At 72.8% G+C, this 16,390-nt stretch carries 15 protein-coding genes and 1 pseudogene; 10 read left to right on the top strand and 6 right to left on the bottom strand.

The window, feature by feature from the left end; all coding sequences use genetic code 11:
• Window positions 1-27 precede the first annotated feature (27 nt).
• A complete protein-coding gene (locus ACWEN0_RS30635; protein ID WP_451981188.1) occupies window positions 28-1,566 on the top strand; it encodes a GMC oxidoreductase in 1,539 nt (512 codons plus the stop codon).
• On the opposite strand, the gene ACWEN0_RS30640 is transcribed toward ACWEN0_RS30635, so the two are convergent.
• Window positions 1,563-2,516, bottom strand: coding sequence for a hypothetical protein (locus ACWEN0_RS30640; RefSeq protein ID WP_451981191.1), 954 nt, complete (start codon window positions 2,514-2,516; stop codon window positions 1,563-1,565). The two genes, ACWEN0_RS30635 and ACWEN0_RS30640, sit on opposite strands and share 4 nt — an antisense overlap.
• Before the next feature lie 13 nt (window positions 2,517-2,529).
• A complete protein-coding gene (locus ACWEN0_RS30645; protein WP_451981194.1) occupies window positions 2,530-3,603 on the bottom strand; it encodes an alcohol dehydrogenase catalytic domain-containing protein in 1,074 nt (357 codons plus the stop codon).
• A 79-nt stretch (window positions 3,604-3,682) separates the two neighbouring features.
• Here ACWEN0_RS30645 and ACWEN0_RS30650 point away from each other — a divergent pair, with 79 nt between their 5' ends.
• On the top strand, window positions 3,683-4,462 hold the full coding sequence (locus ACWEN0_RS30650; RefSeq protein ID WP_451981197.1) for a helix-turn-helix transcriptional regulator: 780 nt from the start codon (window positions 3,683-3,685) through the stop codon (window positions 4,460-4,462).
• Here the strand turns inward: ACWEN0_RS30650 and ACWEN0_RS30655 are convergent.
• Window positions 4,438-5,016: a TetR/AcrR family transcriptional regulator C-terminal ligand-binding domain-containing protein gene (locus ACWEN0_RS30655; RefSeq protein ID WP_451981200.1), complete on the bottom strand. Its 579-nt coding sequence runs from the start codon at window positions 5,014-5,016 to the stop codon at window positions 4,438-4,440. The genes ACWEN0_RS30650 and ACWEN0_RS30655 overlap by 25 nt on opposite strands.
• Before the next feature lie 58 nt (window positions 5,017-5,074).
• On the opposite strand from ACWEN0_RS30655, the pseudogene ACWEN0_RS30660 reads away from it, so the two are divergent.
• Window positions 5,075-5,332 (top strand): annotated as a pseudogene (locus ACWEN0_RS30660) (hypothetical protein); the annotation flags it as partial.
• A 44-nt stretch (window positions 5,333-5,376) separates the two neighbouring features.
• Window positions 5,377-6,648 (top strand): alpha/beta hydrolase fold domain-containing protein, encoded by a 1,272-nt coding sequence (locus tag ACWEN0_RS30665; protein ID WP_451981203.1) that lies wholly within the window; start codon window positions 5,377-5,379, stop codon window positions 6,646-6,648.
• A 165-nt stretch (window positions 6,649-6,813) separates the two neighbouring features.
• Here the strand turns inward: ACWEN0_RS30665 and ACWEN0_RS30670 are convergent, their stop codons facing one another.
• Window positions 6,814-7,647: a helix-turn-helix domain-containing protein gene (locus ACWEN0_RS30670; protein ID WP_451981206.1), complete on the bottom strand. Its 834-nt coding sequence runs from the start codon at window positions 7,645-7,647 to the stop codon at window positions 6,814-6,816.
• A gap of 115 nt (window positions 7,648-7,762) precedes the next feature.
• On the opposite strand from ACWEN0_RS30670, the gene ACWEN0_RS30675 reads away from it, so the two are divergent.
• From ACWEN0_RS30675 to ACWEN0_RS30700, 6 genes are all read left to right on the top strand, one after another.
• A complete protein-coding gene (locus ACWEN0_RS30675; protein ID WP_451981209.1) occupies window positions 7,763-8,821 on the top strand; it encodes an aldo/keto reductase in 1,059 nt (352 codons plus the stop codon).
• 75 nt (window positions 8,822-8,896) lie between these two features.
• Window positions 8,897-9,772: an LLM class F420-dependent oxidoreductase gene (locus ACWEN0_RS30680; protein WP_451981212.1), complete on the top strand. Its 876-nt coding sequence runs from the start codon at window positions 8,897-8,899 to the stop codon at window positions 9,770-9,772.
• A gap of 137 nt (window positions 9,773-9,909) precedes the next feature.
• On the top strand, window positions 9,910-11,316 hold the full coding sequence (locus ACWEN0_RS30685; RefSeq protein ID WP_451981215.1) for an SdrD B-like domain-containing protein: 1,407 nt from the start codon (window positions 9,910-9,912) through the stop codon (window positions 11,314-11,316).
• A gap of 184 nt (window positions 11,317-11,500) precedes the next feature.
• A complete protein-coding gene (locus ACWEN0_RS30690; protein WP_451981218.1) occupies window positions 11,501-12,760 on the top strand; it encodes a hypothetical protein in 1,260 nt (419 codons plus the stop codon).
• Between the two features lie 22 nt (window positions 12,761-12,782).
• Window positions 12,783-13,649, top strand: coding sequence for an amidohydrolase family protein (locus ACWEN0_RS30695; protein WP_451981221.1), 867 nt, complete (start codon window positions 12,783-12,785; stop codon window positions 13,647-13,649).
• A gap of 92 nt (window positions 13,650-13,741) precedes the next feature.
• Window positions 13,742-14,389: a GTP pyrophosphokinase gene (locus tag ACWEN0_RS30700; protein WP_451981224.1), complete on the top strand. Its 648-nt coding sequence runs from the start codon at window positions 13,742-13,744 to the stop codon at window positions 14,387-14,389.
• Window position 14,390: 1 nt separating this feature from the next.
• Here the strand turns inward: ACWEN0_RS30700 and ACWEN0_RS30705 are convergent, their stop codons facing one another.
• Together ACWEN0_RS30705 and ACWEN0_RS30710 are read right to left on the bottom strand one after the other, a co-directional pair.
• Complete coding sequence (locus ACWEN0_RS30705; protein ID WP_451981227.1) at window positions 14,391-15,032, bottom strand: TetR/AcrR family transcriptional regulator C-terminal domain-containing protein; 642 nt, start codon at window positions 15,030-15,032, stop codon at window positions 14,391-14,393.
• Complete coding sequence (locus tag ACWEN0_RS30710) at window positions 15,029-16,330, bottom strand: cytochrome P450 (protein ID WP_451981230.1); 1,302 nt, start codon at window positions 16,328-16,330, stop codon at window positions 15,029-15,031. The genes ACWEN0_RS30705 and ACWEN0_RS30710 overlap by 4 nt, the downstream gene beginning before the upstream one ends.
• Window positions 16,331-16,390: the final 60 nt, after the last annotated feature.

A 16,390-nucleotide genomic window follows, 5' to 3' on the forward strand; every position in this document is an offset into this window, starting at 1 on the left:
AAAGTCACCGTCGCGAGGAGTTCGCCGATGCCCAGCCTGAACCGCCGGACCGTCCTCCGGGGTGCGGCCGCCCTCGCGACCCTCGGCGCGGCCCGGGTCCCGACCACCCGGGAGGAGCACCGGGTCGTCGTCATCGGGTCCGGGTTCGGCGGCGGCGTGACGGCGTTGCGGCTGGCCCGGGCCGGGGTGCCGGTGCTGGTGCTCGAACGCGGCCGCCGCTGGCCGACCGGGCCGGACGCCGAGACGTTCCCGCACCCGACGGCGTCGCCCGACAAGCGGATCTTCTGGCTCGGCTCCGCGCCCGCGCTGCCCGGCCTGCCGTCGCTGCCGCCGTTCGAGCGCTACACCGGGCTGCTGGAGCAGGTGAGCGGCCAGGGCATGACCATGATGTGCGCGGCCGGCGTCGGCGGCGGCTCGTTGGTCTACCAGGGGATGACGCTGCAGCCGACGGCCGAGCTGTTCCACGCCTGCTTCCCCGAACAGCTCGACTACGCCCGCCTGGACGCCGAGTACTACCCGCGCGTCGCCCGGATGCTGGGGATCGCCACCGCGCCGGACGCTCTCGTCGAAAGCAAGCCGTATAAGGCTTCGCGGGTCTTCGCCCGCAACGCGCGCGACGCGGGTTACGCCGTCGAAAAGATCCCGATGCCGATCGACTGGGACTACGCGCTGCGTGAACTCCGCGGCGAGATGAAACCGTCCTACACCAACGGCGACTGCGCGCTCGGCGTGAACAACGGCGGCAAGCACTCGGTCGACGTCACCTACCTCGCGGCCGCCGAAGCGACCGGCCGCTGCACCGTCGCGCCACTGCACAACGTCACCGACGTCGCGCTCGCACCGGACGGCCGCTGGGAGATCCACGTCGACCGCATCGACACTTCCGGAACCGTGCTGGAGAAGAAGGTGCTCACCGCGAAATCGCTCGTCATGGCGGCCGGCACGGCGAACACGACGCGGCTGCTGATGCGCGCGGGCGCGAAGGGCGCCATCCCCGACCTGCCCGACGCGCTCGGCACCGGCTGGGGCAGCAACGGCGACCGCATCTACACCTGGACGAACCTCGCCGGCGACTTCGGCACGCCGCAGGGCGGCCCGGTCGTCTACGGCAGCAAGGAATGGGACGACCCGGCGACGGCGAACACGGTCATCCAGGCGTCGCTGCCGCCCCTGCCGGACCTGCGGACCACGATGCTCGTCGGCTACGGCATCTCCGCCGGACGCGGCCGGTTCGTCTACGACGCCGCGAAGGACGACGCCGTCCTGCACTGGCCGTCCGGCGCCGACGCGAAGCTGAGTGCGCGCATCCACGAGCGCATCTCGCGCATCGCCGGCCCGCTGGGCGTCCTGCTCGACACGACCGCCGTCTCGCCGAGCACGTGGCACCCCCTCGGCGGCGCGGCGATGGGATCGGTCTGCGACCTCGAGGGCCGCGTGCTGGGCCACCGCGGCCTGTACGTCCTCGACGGCGCCCTGATGCCGGGGACGACCGCCGCCTGCAACCCGTCGATGACGATCGCCGCCCTCGCCGAGCGCGCGATGGACCGGCTGATCGGCGCCTTCTAACCGACGCGCTCCAGCTGCCGGGCGATCTCGTCCTTCGGGTACGGCGTCTTGCGGCTTTCGGCGTGCAGCGCGAAGTAGAAGTCGTTGACGACCGCGGCCAGCGGCGCGTAACGGCGCACGAGCGGGTGGCCGGACTGCGCCGCGTGTTCGCGGACGAAGGTGTTGCGGGTGCGGGCGTCCGGCCACGTGCGCAGGCCGCGCAGGACCCGGTTGACCAGGTGGGTCCGGACGTAGGCCCGGTCGTGGTCGGCGTGGTCGGCGAGGAACTCCGCCTCCGCGTCCGACAGCTCGAACCGCGGTGACACCATGAGGCCGAAGTCCGTGAGGTAGAGCCGTGCGCCGTCGGTGACGATGTTGGCGAAGTGCGCGTCGAAGTGCTGGATGCCCTGCCCGGCCAGGAAATCGGTGATGTGGCGCAGGTCCTGCTCGAGCGGCAGGTCGTCGTCCGCCCGGTCGGCGAGGCTGTGCGGCAGGTACTCGAGGAACAGCACGAGATCGGTGGTCGCTGCGGCGAGCGCTTCGAGGCGCCGCCGGACACCCGCGTCGCCGTGCCAGAACGCGACGTCCGCCTCGATGTCGGTGTGCGGGCGCGGCAGGCCGGGCCGGACCAGCCAGTGGTGCAGCAGCGGGAAGTTCTCGCACTGTCCCGTGTGGACCCATTCGCTCGCCGCGCGGTGGGCGGCGAGCTCCCGCCAGGCGCCGCCCCCGGCCGAACCCACGCCGTAGTGGGACCAGGGTGGCAGGCCGTACAGGTCGGCGGTCGAGCCTTCGTGCCGCCGCTCGACGTCGGTGAGGGCGACCCGCTTGACGAAGACCGGCTCGGCCGCCACCTCCAGCAGCCAGGTCGATCCGCCGATCCCGGTGCCGAGCGGGCGTGCGGTGTCGAGGAGGGCGTCCGCGGCCTCGTCGAGGGCGGCGGCGATCGTGGCGTGGCGGGCGAGTCGGGTCATGCTTCGAAGCTACTCAAGGCCGGACGACCGTGAGGGCGAACCGCGCCGAGGTGCTCGCCGCGTGGTCCAGCGCGGCCGTGATCTCGTCGAGCCCGAACTCGGTCACCGAGAACCGGCCGAGGTCGAGCAGACCCGCGTGGGCGAGCGCGATCATGCTCGCGCTCGCTGTCCGCGGGGCCATCCACTGCCCGCGGACGGTGACGCTGTTGCGCATGAGCCACGGGTACGGCAGGGCGAGGTCGTCACCGCCGAGCATGCCGACCCCGCCCATCAGCACGACGCGGCCGAACTCGCGGACCGTCATCGCGGCGGCCCGCACCGGCGCGGTGCTCGCCGACGGCGGCAGCAGGTCGAGGACGACGTCGACGGGCCGGCCGGCCGCCTCGCGCATGCGGGCGGTGTCGCCGTCGCCGGTGAGCCGCACGGTGCGGACGCGGTCGCCGAACCGGCGGTCGAGGTCGGCCAGGGCGGCTTCGTTCCGGCCCGGCGCCACCACCCGGGCCGCGCCCATGGCGAGCGCGACCGCGACGGCCGCGCTCCCGAAGTTCCCGGTGGCCCCGCTGACCAGCACCGTCTCGCCAGGACGCAGGTCCGCGGCGAGCAGGCCGCCGTACGGGACGAGACAGAGGACGAGCGCGGTCCACCGGCCGGCGTCGGCCGGGTCGATCGGCCCGAGCGGGATCGCGTTCTCGGTCGGGAGCAGCAGCTGTTCGGCGTACGCGCCGTGGCCGTAGTGGCGTTGCAGGAACAACCCGCCCTCGCCGCGGGCGCTGAGGCCCTGGAGCGTGATGTCCGGGGTGAGGGCGTCGTCGCGGGAGCGGATGGTCGGGTCGCACAGCACCCAGTCGCCGGGAGCCAGGCGGGTCGCGTCCGGGCCGGTCGCGCGCACCCGGCCGACGGCGCCCGCGCCGGGCACGACTGGCAGCGTCAGCGCGTAGTTCCGCTCGCCGCGGAACACCTCCGCCGCGTAGGGCAGCACCCCGGCCGCGACGACGTCGACGAGCACCTCGCCCGTGCCGAGCACCGGCTCGGGGACTTCGCGCACCGACAGGGGTTTTCCGAATTCTTCGAGGATCGCGGCTTTCATGCCCCGATCGTCGGGGAATCCGGCGAGGCTATCCAGACCTGGTATTATCCTGGGACTGTCCAGGGTCAGGGAGGCGGTCATGCCGGACGCGGCACGGGCGGGGCTGGGGGAGTTCCTGCGGTCGCGGCGCGAGCGGCTGAGCCCGGCGGCGCTCGGGCTGCCGGACCGGCGCCGCCGCCGGACGCCGGGGCTGCGCCGCGAAGAGGTCGCCGAGCTGGCCGGCATCGGCGTCGACTGGTACATCCGGCTCGAGCAGGGCCGCACGGTGAGCCCGTCGTCCTCGACGGTCGAAGCACTTGCCCGAGCCCTGCGTCTGGACGACACCGAAAGCGCCCACCTGCGGGCCCTGGCGCGCAACCCGGCTCGCACGGCGTTCACCCGCGAGAAAGTGCCCGAAGCCACGCGACGGCTCGTCGAGGGCTTGGCCGAGCCGGCGTACGTCACCGGCCGCCGCTGGGACGTCCTGGTCTGGAACCGGGCGGTGACCGAACTGTTCGTCGACTTCGGCGCGGTGCCGGAAGCCGACCGGAACATCCTGGTCTTCATGCTGCTCGACGCGCGGGCGCGGCGCCTGTTCGGCGCCGGCTGGGCCGGGCAGGCCGAGCACGTCGTGGCGCAGTTCCACGCCGCGCACGACCTGTGGGCCGGCGACCCGGCGTTCACCGAACTGGCGACGCGGCTGCGTTCCGGCTGTCCGGAGTTCGCGGCGTGGTGGGAAAACCACGAGGTCGTCCACGGTGGATCGGGCCGGAAGACGCTGTGCCTGCCGGAGCCGCGAGTCTTCGACTACGCGACCTTCCAGGCCAATGAGGACCCGGCCCTGCGCGTGACGATCTACGCGCCCGCCAAGGGCAAGTAGACGTCGTCGACGATCTCGACGAGCACGTCTTCGTCCACTGTGGTCAGGCCGCGCGTGAGGTATTCGTTGCGCAGCAGCACGAGTGCCACGGTCGCGACGCGCGGCGTGCGAGCGCCGGGCCGCGCCTCGCCGCGCGCGATGGCCCGGTCGAGGATGGTCAGCCAGCTTTTCGCGCCGCCCTCGGCGGCCATTTCGTGCAGCTGCCGCCGCAACTCCGGCTCGTCGCCGACGCCGGTCAGGAGACCGCGCAGGACCCGGGCGGCGGGGGAGGTCTGGCCGCAGTTGATCGCGCGCAGCAGGCCCAGCGCGTCTTCGCGGAGGGTGCCGGTGTCGGGCGGCTCGAGGGTGTCCTCGGCCAGGTGGCGGTAGGCGGCGACGCCGAGCGCGGCGCGGTTCGGCCAGCGGCGGTAGATCGCGTTCTTGTTGGTACCGGCTCGCTGCGCGACCCGTTCGACGGTCAGCCCGGGGTAGCCGGCGCCGGCGAGTTCTTCCGCGGCGGCGCGCAGGATCGCGTCCTCGAGTTCGGCGCCCCGCCGCCGGGTCTTCTCGGCCATGGCGCCACTCTACCGCACTAGGGTACGGTACGGACCGTACCCTAATTTCGGAGGCATCATGCGGGCCAAAGGCATCGGCTACGACACGGGTTTCGAGCGGGGCGGGCGGTTCAACCGGCCGTTCGACCCGGACCTGGTCCGCCGCGAGCTGACGATCATCCGCGACGACCTGCACTGCACGGCCGTGCGGCTGATCGGCACCGACCTGGACCGGATCGAGTCCGCCGCCCGCGAGGCGGCCGGCCTCGGACTGGAGGTGTGGTTCTCGCCGTTCCCGTGGGACCGCACGCAGGACGAGGTCCTGGCACTCCTCGCGCGCAAGTAGGTGCGCCGGCCCGCGTCCAGGGTGACACTGGCGCTATGAAGGTCGTCGACGGGCACTCCGGCACACGCCGCCCGTCGACGACCTCGCGCTACGCCGTCCCGCTGCCGTTGCGACGCGGTCCGGTGCTGGTCACGGCCGCGTTCGCCGCGCTCGGCGGGGCCCTGATCCCGGCCGCCGCGGTGGCCGCGCTCTGGCGGATCTGGCAGTTCTACGCGATGCTGTTCGGCCTGTTCGCCGCCGTCGAGCTCGTCGCCGCCGTCATCGTCCTCGGCTGGCCGACGCGCAAGACCGCGCACGCCGGCGCGCTGGTCGCCACGGCGAGCCTCGCGTTGTGGGTGGCCAGCCGCCCGCTCGGGCTGCTCGCGCGGCTCGACCCCTGGCAGCCGGCCGACACGGTCGTCGGCTTCACCGACTACGTCGCGGCGTCCTTGCAGGTCATCGCCGTGCTCGGGTTCCTGGTCGTGGCGCGGCGGCGGGCGCACCCACGGCCGTCCGCGGTCCGGCGCGTCTCGGCGTGGATCGTGCTGTTCCCGGTGCTGCTGCTGGTGCTCGCGGCCGGCGCGGCGGGCACGGTCGCGGCCGGCGACAACCTGACCGGCACCACGGTTTCGCCGCTGCTGGACAGCAGCACGGTCGAGTACTGCCACCCGGACGGGATCCCGCTGCTCATGGACATCTCGCGTCCGCGCCCGGACAGCCGGGGCGCCCCGGTGGCGCTCTTCCTGCACGGCGGTGGGCTGCTCGACGGCAACCGCAAGCCGACCGGCCCGGGCGCGCTGCTCGCCGGGTCCCGGCTCGGTCCGCTGCGCGACGCGCTGACGGCCCGCGGCTTCGCCGTCGCGTCGATCGACTACCGCCTCGCGCCCGCCGCGCGGTGGCCGGCGCCACTGGACGACGCGAAGTGCGCGGTCCGGTTCCTCAAGGCCAACGCGGCCGCGCTGGACGTCGACCCGGCGCGCGTCTCCGCCGTCGGCACCGGAACCGGCGGCACCCTGGCGTCGCTGCTCGGCGTGGCCCGGGAACCCGGCACCGCCGTCCGGGCCGTCGCGGCCCTGGCGGCGCCGGCCGACTTCGACCTCGCCGGGCTGGATCCGCTCACGCGCGCGTCGATCCTGACGGCGCTGGGCCGCGCGCCGGAGACGCTCCGCTCGGCGAGCCCGCTGGCGTACCCGGCCGCGGGCGCGCCGCCGTTCCTCATCGCGCAGGGCGGCCGGAAGTCGGCCGAGTTCGCCGGCCACCTGCGGGCCGCGGGCATCCCGGTGACCACCGACGCCGACGTGGCGGAGTTCCTCGCGGGCGTGCGGTAGGTGGGGCATGAGCGGACGGGCGATCTTCGGCGATCACTCGTACCGCAGCGACTTCCACGGTTGACCGAACCCGCTCCGGTACCGTTTTCGTTCAACCGCAGGGAAAGTCATGTCTTCCCGGACTCTCTGGGCGCTGCTCACCGGCCGGGGTCCAGCCGGATCGCGTCAGACCTCGTCGCGCGCCTGGGCCAGCAGCCGGTCCAGGGCCGACCGGCTGCCGTCGTCCGCGGGGCGGCAGATCATCACCCGCTGGTCGGTGTCCTGGAGCGGCGCGAGCACCTCGAACCGCACGGAGAGCACGCCTGCGCCGGGGCGGCGCAAGGCCTTGCTGCCGCGGCCGTTGACCTTGACGTCCCGCTCGGCCCACAGCCGGGCGAACTCCTCGTCGCCGAGGCATTCGGCGATGAGGCCGCTCAGCGCCCGGTCGTCGGAATGGGCGGCCCACGCGGCGCGCAGGTGGGCGACACCCTCCCGCACGACGCGCTCGCGGTCCACATAGCACTCGCGGATCTCCGGGTGCAGCAGGCACAGCCACATCGCGTTGCGCCGCGGCGGCGGCAAAGTGGCGAAGTCCAGCAGCAGCGCGGCCATTTCCGGATTCCAGGCCAGGATGTCGAACCGGTGGTTCATCAGCATGGCGGGCAGCGGCGACAGGTCGGCGACCAGCCCGGCCAGCGACGGCTCCGCGGCGGTGGCGGGTTCGCCGGTGGTGCGCGGACGCTGCCGGGTCAGGTCGAAGAGGTAGCCGCGTTCGTCGGGCGTCAGGCGCAACGCCCGCGAGAGCGCCTCGACGACGTCAGCCGAGGGACGCAACCCGCGCCCCTGCTCCAGCCGCACGATGTAGTCGATGCTGACCCCGGCCAGCTCGGCGACCTCTTCGCGGCGCAGGCCCGGGGTCCGGCGGGCCTGCCGCCGCGCCGGCAGGCCGAAGTCCCGCGGGTCGAGACGCTCGCGCCGGGTCCGCAGGAACGCGGCCAGCTCCACGGTCGGGGTGATCATGCCCGGTTCCAACAGCCGGGGTGGGACTCGTGTTCCCAGGCAGCGTCTTCCCTTACCCCCGGCCGGCGGCCGGGCGAGGCTGGAGCCCGACGGACCACCGACCCAGGAGGACACGATGCCGCTCACCCTCGACACCTACCGGCTGCTGGGCCGCTCCGGCCTGCGGGTCTCGCCGCTGGCGCTGGGCACCGCGACCTTCGGCACCGAGTGGGGCTGGGGCGCCGGGCGCGACGACGCACGCAAGCTGTTCGACACCTACGTCGAGCGCGGCGGCAACTTCGTCGACACGGCGGTCACCTACACCGACGGCAGCGCCGAGCGCCTGCTCGGCGAGTTCGCCCGTGACCGGCGCGAAAGCCTGGTGCTGGCGACGAAGTACACGACGTTGCGCCGGCCCGGCGACCCGAACTCCGGCGGACCGCACCGCAAGAGCCTGTTCTCGTCGGTGGAAGCCAGCCTGCGGCAGCTGGACACGGACTACCTCGACCTGCTCTACCTGCACGTCTGGGACTTCACGACGCCGGTCGAGGAGATCCTGCGCGGCCTGGACGACCTGGTCCGCCAGGGCAAGGTCCTCTACGTCGCGATGTCGAACGTCCCGGCCTGGGAGGTCTCGCGGATGCAGGCGATCGCCGACCTGCGCGGCTGGGCGCCGCTGGTCGCGCTGCAGATCGAGTACAACCTCGCCAACCGCGCCGCCGAACGCGACCTGATCCCGATGGCGCGGGCGATGGGATTGGGCGTTACGCCCTACTCGCCGCTGGCGGGCGGGCTGCTCACCGGCAAGTACCGCCGCGCCGACCTGACCTCGGCGAACGTCGCGGACGGCACCCGCAAGAGCTTCAACTCCGGAATCGGCCTGCTCACCGAACGCACCCTCGGCATCGCCGACGTCGTGCGGGAGGTCGCCGCGGAGCTGGGACGCACGCCCGCCCAGGTCGGGCTGGCCTGGACGCTGCTCAACCCGGCCGTGACGGCCCCGATCCTCGGCGCCCGCACGCCCGCGCAGTTGCAGGACAACCTCGGCGCGCTGGAAGTGACTTTCACCGACGCCCAGGTGGCGCGGCTCGGCGAAGCCGCGTCGATCGACCTCGGCTACCCGCACGAGCAGCTCGCCGGCGCCCACCTCCGGGCGGTGACCAGGGGAGACCTGACGATCGAGGCGCGGCGCTGATCCCGGGGCTTGCCCTGGAGCGCGCTCCAGGTCCTACGGTGGGGGCACTTCGACCGCACGTCAGGAGAAAGCTCCATGGAACTCGGTTTCCACCTCCCCATTTTCGACATCGAAGGCGGCACCACCGCCATCGCCGGCGAGCTCGCCCGGGTGGGCGCCGCGGCGGAGGAAGCCGGGGCGACCTGGCTGTCCTTCATGGACCACTACTTCCAGATCGAGCCGACCGGCCTGCCCGCCGAGTCGAACATGCTGGAGGGCTACACGACGCTGGGCTACCTCGCCGCGCACACGTCCCGGATCGACCTCGGCCTGCTCGTCACCGGCGTCACCTACCGGCACCCCGGCCTGCTCGCGAAGATCGTCACCACGCTGGACGTCCTTTCGGGCGGCCGGGCCGTGCTGGGCGCCGGCGCGGCCTGGTTCGAACGCGAGCACCGGGGGATGGGCGTGCCGTTCCCGCCGATCGCCGAGCGGTTCGAACGGCTGGAAGAAACGCTGCGGATCTGCGGGCAGATGTGGGACCCGGAGAACAACGGGCCGTTCGAAGGCAAGCACTACCAGCTCGCCGAGACGCTCTGCTCACCCCAGCCGATCAGCCGCCCGAAGATCCTCGTCGGCGGTGGCGGGGAACGCAAGACGCTGCGCCTGGTCGCCCAGTACGGCGACGCGTGCAACCTGTTCGGCAGCTCGCCCGACGACGTCGCGCACAAGCTGGACGTGCTGCGCCGCCACTGCGACGACGTCGGCCGCGACTACGACGAGATCCGCAAGACGATCCTGGCCAACAACCCGCGTCCGACGCCGGACACCCGCGACGACTTCGTCCGCGCCATGGCGGACTACGCGAAGCTCGGCGTGCAGACCGCGATCGTCACGCCGACCACCGGCTCACCCGCCGCGTGGATCGAGGGCATGGCCCCGGCCGTGCCGCAGCTGGCCGACCTCGGGTAGGCCGGGCCCCGGGCGGGCGAAGACGCGCGAGCCACCCGCCCGGGTTGCCCGGCCCGGTTCCCGGAACGTTCCGCCCTGCCGGTTGTCCGGCCGGAGTCCTAACTTCTGTCGGACAACCGAAGAACAGGGGGAACACCATGCCCACGGGCAGATTCACGCTGACGGCCTGCGGCGCGTTGACCGCCGCGCTCGTCTTCACCGGCGTCACCGCCGCACCCGCCTCCGCCGAGACCGGGCCGAACCTCAAGGTCACCGCCACCGCCCTGCCGGGCCGGTGGCTGCCGGGGGACGCCATCCCGGTCGACCTGACGATCAGCAACCTCGGCGACACCGCGGCGACGCACGTCACCGGGTCCGGCATGACGCAGTCGGGGCCCTACTTCTCCGTCAAGGACGAGGAGTGGGGTGACCTCCACGCGGCCGGTGGCGCGTCGTTCGCGCCGGGGGAGACCCGCATGTACCACCTGCACGGGACCGTCGCCATGCCCGCCAACGGCAACCCGGTGGTGGAGTTCAGCGCGTACGTCGACGGGGACGCCGACTGGACCGACAACACGGCGCAGGTGACCGTCCCGCTCGTGCCGGCGGGCACCACCGACCGCATCGCCGGGCACCTCTACGGCGACCGCGACCGGGACGGGAAGCCGTCGCCCGGTGAGGACATCGCCGGCGCCGAAGTCCACGTCATCGGCACCGGGATGGCGCACGACGTCGTCGCGACGACCGACGCGGCCGGCCGGTTCGCGATCGACGGCCTGCCCGTCGGGAACGGCTTCAGCTGGCACTTCGAGAAGGTGCCGGGCGGCTGGGTGGTGCCGCCGACCCTCCCGGCGTTGCGCCTGGACGGCAGCGGCGCGAACACGGCCCTCGAGGCCCAGGCCATCCGGCCGCTCTCCGACGTCCTCACCGCGTCGATCAGCCTCGACAAGGTCAGCTACGCCGTCGGCGAAGTCGGGACCGCGACGGTCACCCTCGCCAACACCGGCGACCGCCCGCTGACCGATCTGTACGCGGGCTGCGACCCGGCCGGCTCCGGCCAGGGCCTGCAGGTGCCCGCCGACCAGTGGGGCGCGTTCTCCCCGCTGCACCCGGCCGGGCAGCTGGCCCCGGGCCAGCGCGTCGTGCTGCACGTGTCGGGGAAGGTGCCCGAGGTCGCGGCCCACTTCGGCCGGACCTTCCTCGACTGCTCCTTCGACGACGGCAAGACGTACGGCTCGGGTCCCTACACCTACGCCGAAGCCGAGGTGCCGGGCATGACGGCCGACGCCAAGGGGCAGCTCTGGGTGGACCGCAACCACAACGGGCAGCCGGACGCCGGTGAAGGGCTCGCGAAGACGAAGGTCACCCTGAGCGTGGACGGCACGCACGTCGTCGCGCTGGCCCAGACCGACGCGAACGGCTACGCGACGTTCACGAAGGTCCCGGTCGGCAGCTACGTGCTGCGGCCGGTCGGCCCGTGGACGACGGTCGGCGACGCGGGCGTGCCGGTGATCGCACCGCCGTACGGCTACGGCGACTGGAGCGTGCAGGTCGCGCCTCGCTGACGTCCGTTGACACCGGGATCACACGCGGCCTGGTAAGCACGGCACCCCGACCCGGCGAGACCGCCGGACCGGGGTGCCGTCACGCACATTTGTCCACTGTGGACATCCGGTTTCCGTTCCGGTGAACCATCGACCGCGGCGTCCCGTGTGCCGTGGTGAGGTGGCGACCCGAGAGGAGGGGCTGATGCCCCACGAGCGCACGGCCGGACGACACCGCAAACCGGCGACGATCGGACTCGCAGCGCTGCTGGGAGTGGCAGCCGCAACGGCGACGGCAATAGCCTTGAGCGGCCCGGCGAGCAACGCGGCGACGGAGAACTGCAGTGGCTTGGACACGGCGTTGCAGAACAACCTGACGTTCATCAAGAGCCAGCAGGAAGCCCCGGACGCCCAATCGGTGGCCCGAATCGCCAACCGCCAGGCGGTGGTGAACCAGATCCAGCAACGCCGGGCAGCAGCGGGTTGCGGAGGAGCGGTGGCGGCGAACGCGGCGGTGGCGTCCTGCGCGGCGCTGGCGGATCAGGCCGCAGCCGAGAAGAAGGGGATGGGTGCCGGAAAGGCCAAGGTCGGCCAGGGAGCCAAGAAGAACGGCGCGGCTGGGAACGGTACGGCCGATCAGCAGGGTGCCGACCAGCAGGGCGCCGATCAGCAGGGTGCCGGCCAGAACGGCTCGGCCGACCAGAACGGCATGGCGGACCAGAACGGCACGGCGGACCAGAACGGCATGGCGGACCAGAACGGCATGGCGGACCAGAACGGCACGGCCGATCAGAACGGGATGGCTTCCGGCAAGGGCGGATCCGCTGCCCACCACGGCAAGGCCAAACAGAAGGACATGGCCGGCGCGAACGGCGCCGCCGACCAGAACGGCGCGGCGAACCAGAACGCCGCCGACCAGAATGCGGTAGCCGAGCAGGCGTGCGCGGTGGTCCAGAAATGCCTGACCCAGGCCACCGGCGCCAACGGCATGGCCGACCAGCAGGGCATGGCCAACCAGAACGGTGCATCCGACCAGAACGGCATGGCGGCGCAGAACGGCATGGCCGACCAGAACGGCATGGCGAACCAGAACGGCATGGCCAGCCAGAACGGCATGGCCAGCCAGAACGGCGCGGCGGACCAGAACGGTATGGCGAACCAGAACGGCATGGCCAACCAGAACGGTGCATCCGACCAGAACGGCATGGCGGCGCAGAACGGCATGGCCGACCAGGGCAACGCGGCCCAGAACCAGGCCGCCGAGCAGAACTGCGCTGCCCTCCTCGACTGCGTCTCCCAGGCGTCCGCCGACCCGAACGCGGCCGCCGGCCAGCAGGGCATGGCCACCGAACAGAAGCAGCAGAAAGCCAAGGGCAAGGCCGACAAGAACGCGGCCGCGGCGGCCGCGGTCAAGTGCGTCGCGGCGTCGGCCTCGGCCACCGCGACAGCCACTGCCGCCAAGTAAGCAAGCAGGCACAATAAGCGGCGTGGAATTCGCTCCCGAGCGGAAGTACGCCCGCTGCCCCGGCCCGGACCCGCGGCCTCGCGCCCCGGTCCGGGTCGTGGTGCCGCCCGGCTCCGTCGACACCCACGCGCACGTCGTCGGGGAACGCGGGTTCGTCGAAAACCGCAGCTTCACCCCGCCGCCCGCCGCCGAAGCCGACTACCTCGCGATGCTTGACGCCACGAGCATGACCTACGGCGTCCTCGTGCAGGTCAGCGTGCACGGCACCGACAACTCCCTCCTGCTCGCCACGCTCCGGGCGAACCCCCGCCGGCTGAAGGGCGTCGCGGTCGTCGACCCCGGTGCCGGTGACCGTGAACTGGCCGAACTCCACGACGCGGGCGTCGTCGGGCTGCGGATCAACACCCTGACCGGCGGCGGCGTCGGGTTCGCCGCGCTGGATCGGCTCGAAGCCGTCTGCCTGGAGCACGGCTGGCACCTCCAGCTGTTCACCGACCCCGAGACGCTCGAGCCCCACGTCCGGCGCCTGGGCCGGCTCCGCGTGCCGTACGTGCTCGACCACCTCGGCGCGCCCGACCCGGCCAAGGGCACCGGCGTGGTGCGGGACCTGGTCGCCGACGGTGCCTGGGTCAAGCTCTCCGGCGCCAACCGGCTCGCCGACCCGCCCTACGCCGAGACCGTGCGCCTCGCCCGGGAGCTCGTCGAGGCGGCGCCGGACCGGTGCGTCTACGGCTCCGACTGGCCCCACGTCGGCTTCTGGGGCCCGATGCCGAACGACGGCGACCTCGTCGACCTGCTGGCGGACTGGGTCCCCGACCCCGGCACCCGCGACGCGGTCCTCGGCGCCAACGCGCGCCGGCTCTACGGCTTCCCTGACCCGATCCGGTGACGGGCGGGAACTCGCGGCCGCCGGTGATCGTTGACCGGAGGGAGCGCAGTAACCTGGTGCGCGCCCACGACCGACGACAGCACGAGGCTTCAGTGACCACCGATCCGGCGGCCGAGGACCTGCGGGAGGCGGCCGACGAGCTCGCCGTCGCCGGACAGCTCCCGCGGTTCCTGCTGATGTACAAGTTCGCCATCGAAGAGCTGATGACGAAACTGCGGATCCTCAGCGAGGAGTTCGACTTCGTCCACCGGCACGACCCGATCGAGCACATCACGAGCCGGGTCAAGCGGCCGGAAGCGATCAAGGAGAAGGTCCACCGCCGCGGCCTCGGCGACGACTGGATCGCCGCCGCGCACGTCCTCGACGACATCGCCGGCATCCGCGTCGTCTGCCCGTTCGTCTCCGACGTGTACGAAGTCGCGCGCATGCTCACCGCCCAGGACGACGTGGAACTGTTGCGCACCAAGGACTACATCGCGCGCCCGAAGCCCAACGGCTACCGCAGCCTGCACCTGATCGTCCGCATCCCGGTGTTCCTGTCCGACCGCGTGGAGAAGGTGAAGGTCGAGGTCCAGCTGCGCACCATCGCGATGGACTTCTGGGCCGCCGTCGAGCACAAGCTGTCGTACAAGTACGCCGACAGCGTCCCGGAGGACTTCGCGGGCGAGCTGGCCGCGGCGGCGAAGACCGCGGCGGACCTCGACGCCCGCATGGCCGCCCTGCACGAACGCATCCGCTGAGTCACGGCGCGAGGGCGTCCAGCAGGATGGCCAGCCCGAACTCGAACTCCGCCTCGTGGTCGCACACCGCGAGGTACGGCGCCGCCGCGGAAACGGCCGGCAGCCCGGACCCCTCGAGGTCGGCGAGCCGGCCCCGGTCGCCGGTGCCGCTGAACGTCGGCGCGGCGTCGACCTCCCGCATCAGCGTCCCGATCAGGAACGCCAGCACCGCCCGCAACCCGTGCACCGCGCGCTCCGGCGGGTAGCCCGCCGCCAGCAGCGGGCCGAGCACGGCTTCCACCGGCGCCAGCGCCGTCATCGACGCGAGCCGTCGGGTCAGCACCAGCTGGGCCGCGCGCGGGTGGTCGAGCATCGCGGCCCGGAACCCGTGCGCCAGCGCGGACATCGTCTGCCGCAGGTCCGTCCCCGGTGCGGGCGCGGGGATCGCGGCGAGCAGGACCTCGGCGATGCCGTCCAGCAACGCGTCCTTGCCGTCGACGTGGTTGTACAGGCTCATCGGGTCGACGCCCAGCCGGCGCGCGAGCTTGCGCATGCTCACCGCGGCAAGGCCTTCTTCGTCGACGAGCGCGAGCGCTTCCCGCAGGATGCGGTCCCGGGACAGGACGTCCGCGTCCTTGGGCGGGCGTCCCCGCCTGGTCGTCACGAGGTGAGCACCGCGGGCAGGCTTTCGTAGCCGCGCAGGATCCGCGTCTCACGGCGGCGGCCGCCGGGCAGCACGCGCAGGCCGGGGAACCGCTCGAAGATCGTGCGCAACCCGATCTCGCCCTCCATCCGGGCCAGGGAGGCACCCAGGCAGTGGTGCCGTCCGGCGCCGAACGACACGTGGTCGCGCGCGCCGGAGCGGGTGACGTCGAAGACGGCCGGTTCGGTGAACACCCCCGGGTCGCGGTTCGCGCCGGCCAGCACGGTCGTGACCAGGGCTCCGCGCGGCAGCGGCACCCCCGCGACCTCGGTGGCGCGCGTCGCCAGCCGGCCGGTCAGCAGCACCGGCGGGTCGTAGCGCAGGACCTCCTCGACCGCGTTGCCCCACAGCTCCGGCCGCTCGCGCAGCACGGCGAGCTGCCCGGGGTCGCCGGCCAGCAGGGCGATGCCGCTGCCGAGGAGGTTGACCGTCGTTTCGAAGCCGGCCGCCAGCACCAGGCCCGCGGTGGACTTCAGCTCGGTTTCGGTGAGGCCGACGCCGTCGTCGCGGGCGGCGACGAGCTTGCTGAACAGGTCGGTGCCGGGGTGCCGGCGCAGGTGCTCGAGGTGTTCGCCGAGCCACGTGTCGAACTCGGCCAGCGCGACCTCGACGTCGCGGAAGGTGCGCCAGCCCAGGCCGAGGTCGAGGCTGGGGGCGGCGGCCCCGCCCAGCGAAAGCACCTTGCCGAGGTCGGACGGCGGCACGCCGAGGATTTCGCTGATCACCGTCACCGGCAGCAGGCCGCAGTAGGACTCGACGAGGTCGAGCGGCTGCCCGGGATCGAGCGCGTCGAGCAGGCCGTCGGCGATCTCCTGGACCCGCACGCGCAGCTGCTCGACGGCCCGGACGGTGAACACGCCGGTGACGAGCTTGCGGTACCGCGTGTGCTCGGGCGGGTTGACGGCCAGCAGCGACGGCGGCCGCACCGGGTGCAGGTGCTCGCCGGCCGACCACTCGATCAGCCGGCCGAGGGGCGAGCCGTCGGAGCCGACCACGCCGACGCGGAAGTCCTCACTGGACAGCACTTCCCGGACCGCGGCGTGCGTGGTGGTCATCCAGCCGAAGCGGGTGCGGGCGAGCGGCCCGGCGGCGCGGATCTCCTCGAACAGCCCGGTCAGGTCCCGGCCGTCGGCCGCCGCGACCACCATCCGGCCCTGCAGGTCGCCGCGCTTGGCCTCGCGGCGCAGGACGGCCCGGGGGAGCGCGTGGCCGAGGCTCCACCGGACGACGGGCTTCACCCTGGTCAAGGCTCCGGTCATGGCTTCCCCTCCGGTCGGCGTGTCTACAGTGTAGGTTATCGTCGGTTACCTACACCGTAG

Source organism: Amycolatopsis sp. NPDC004378, assembly GCF_053602455.1.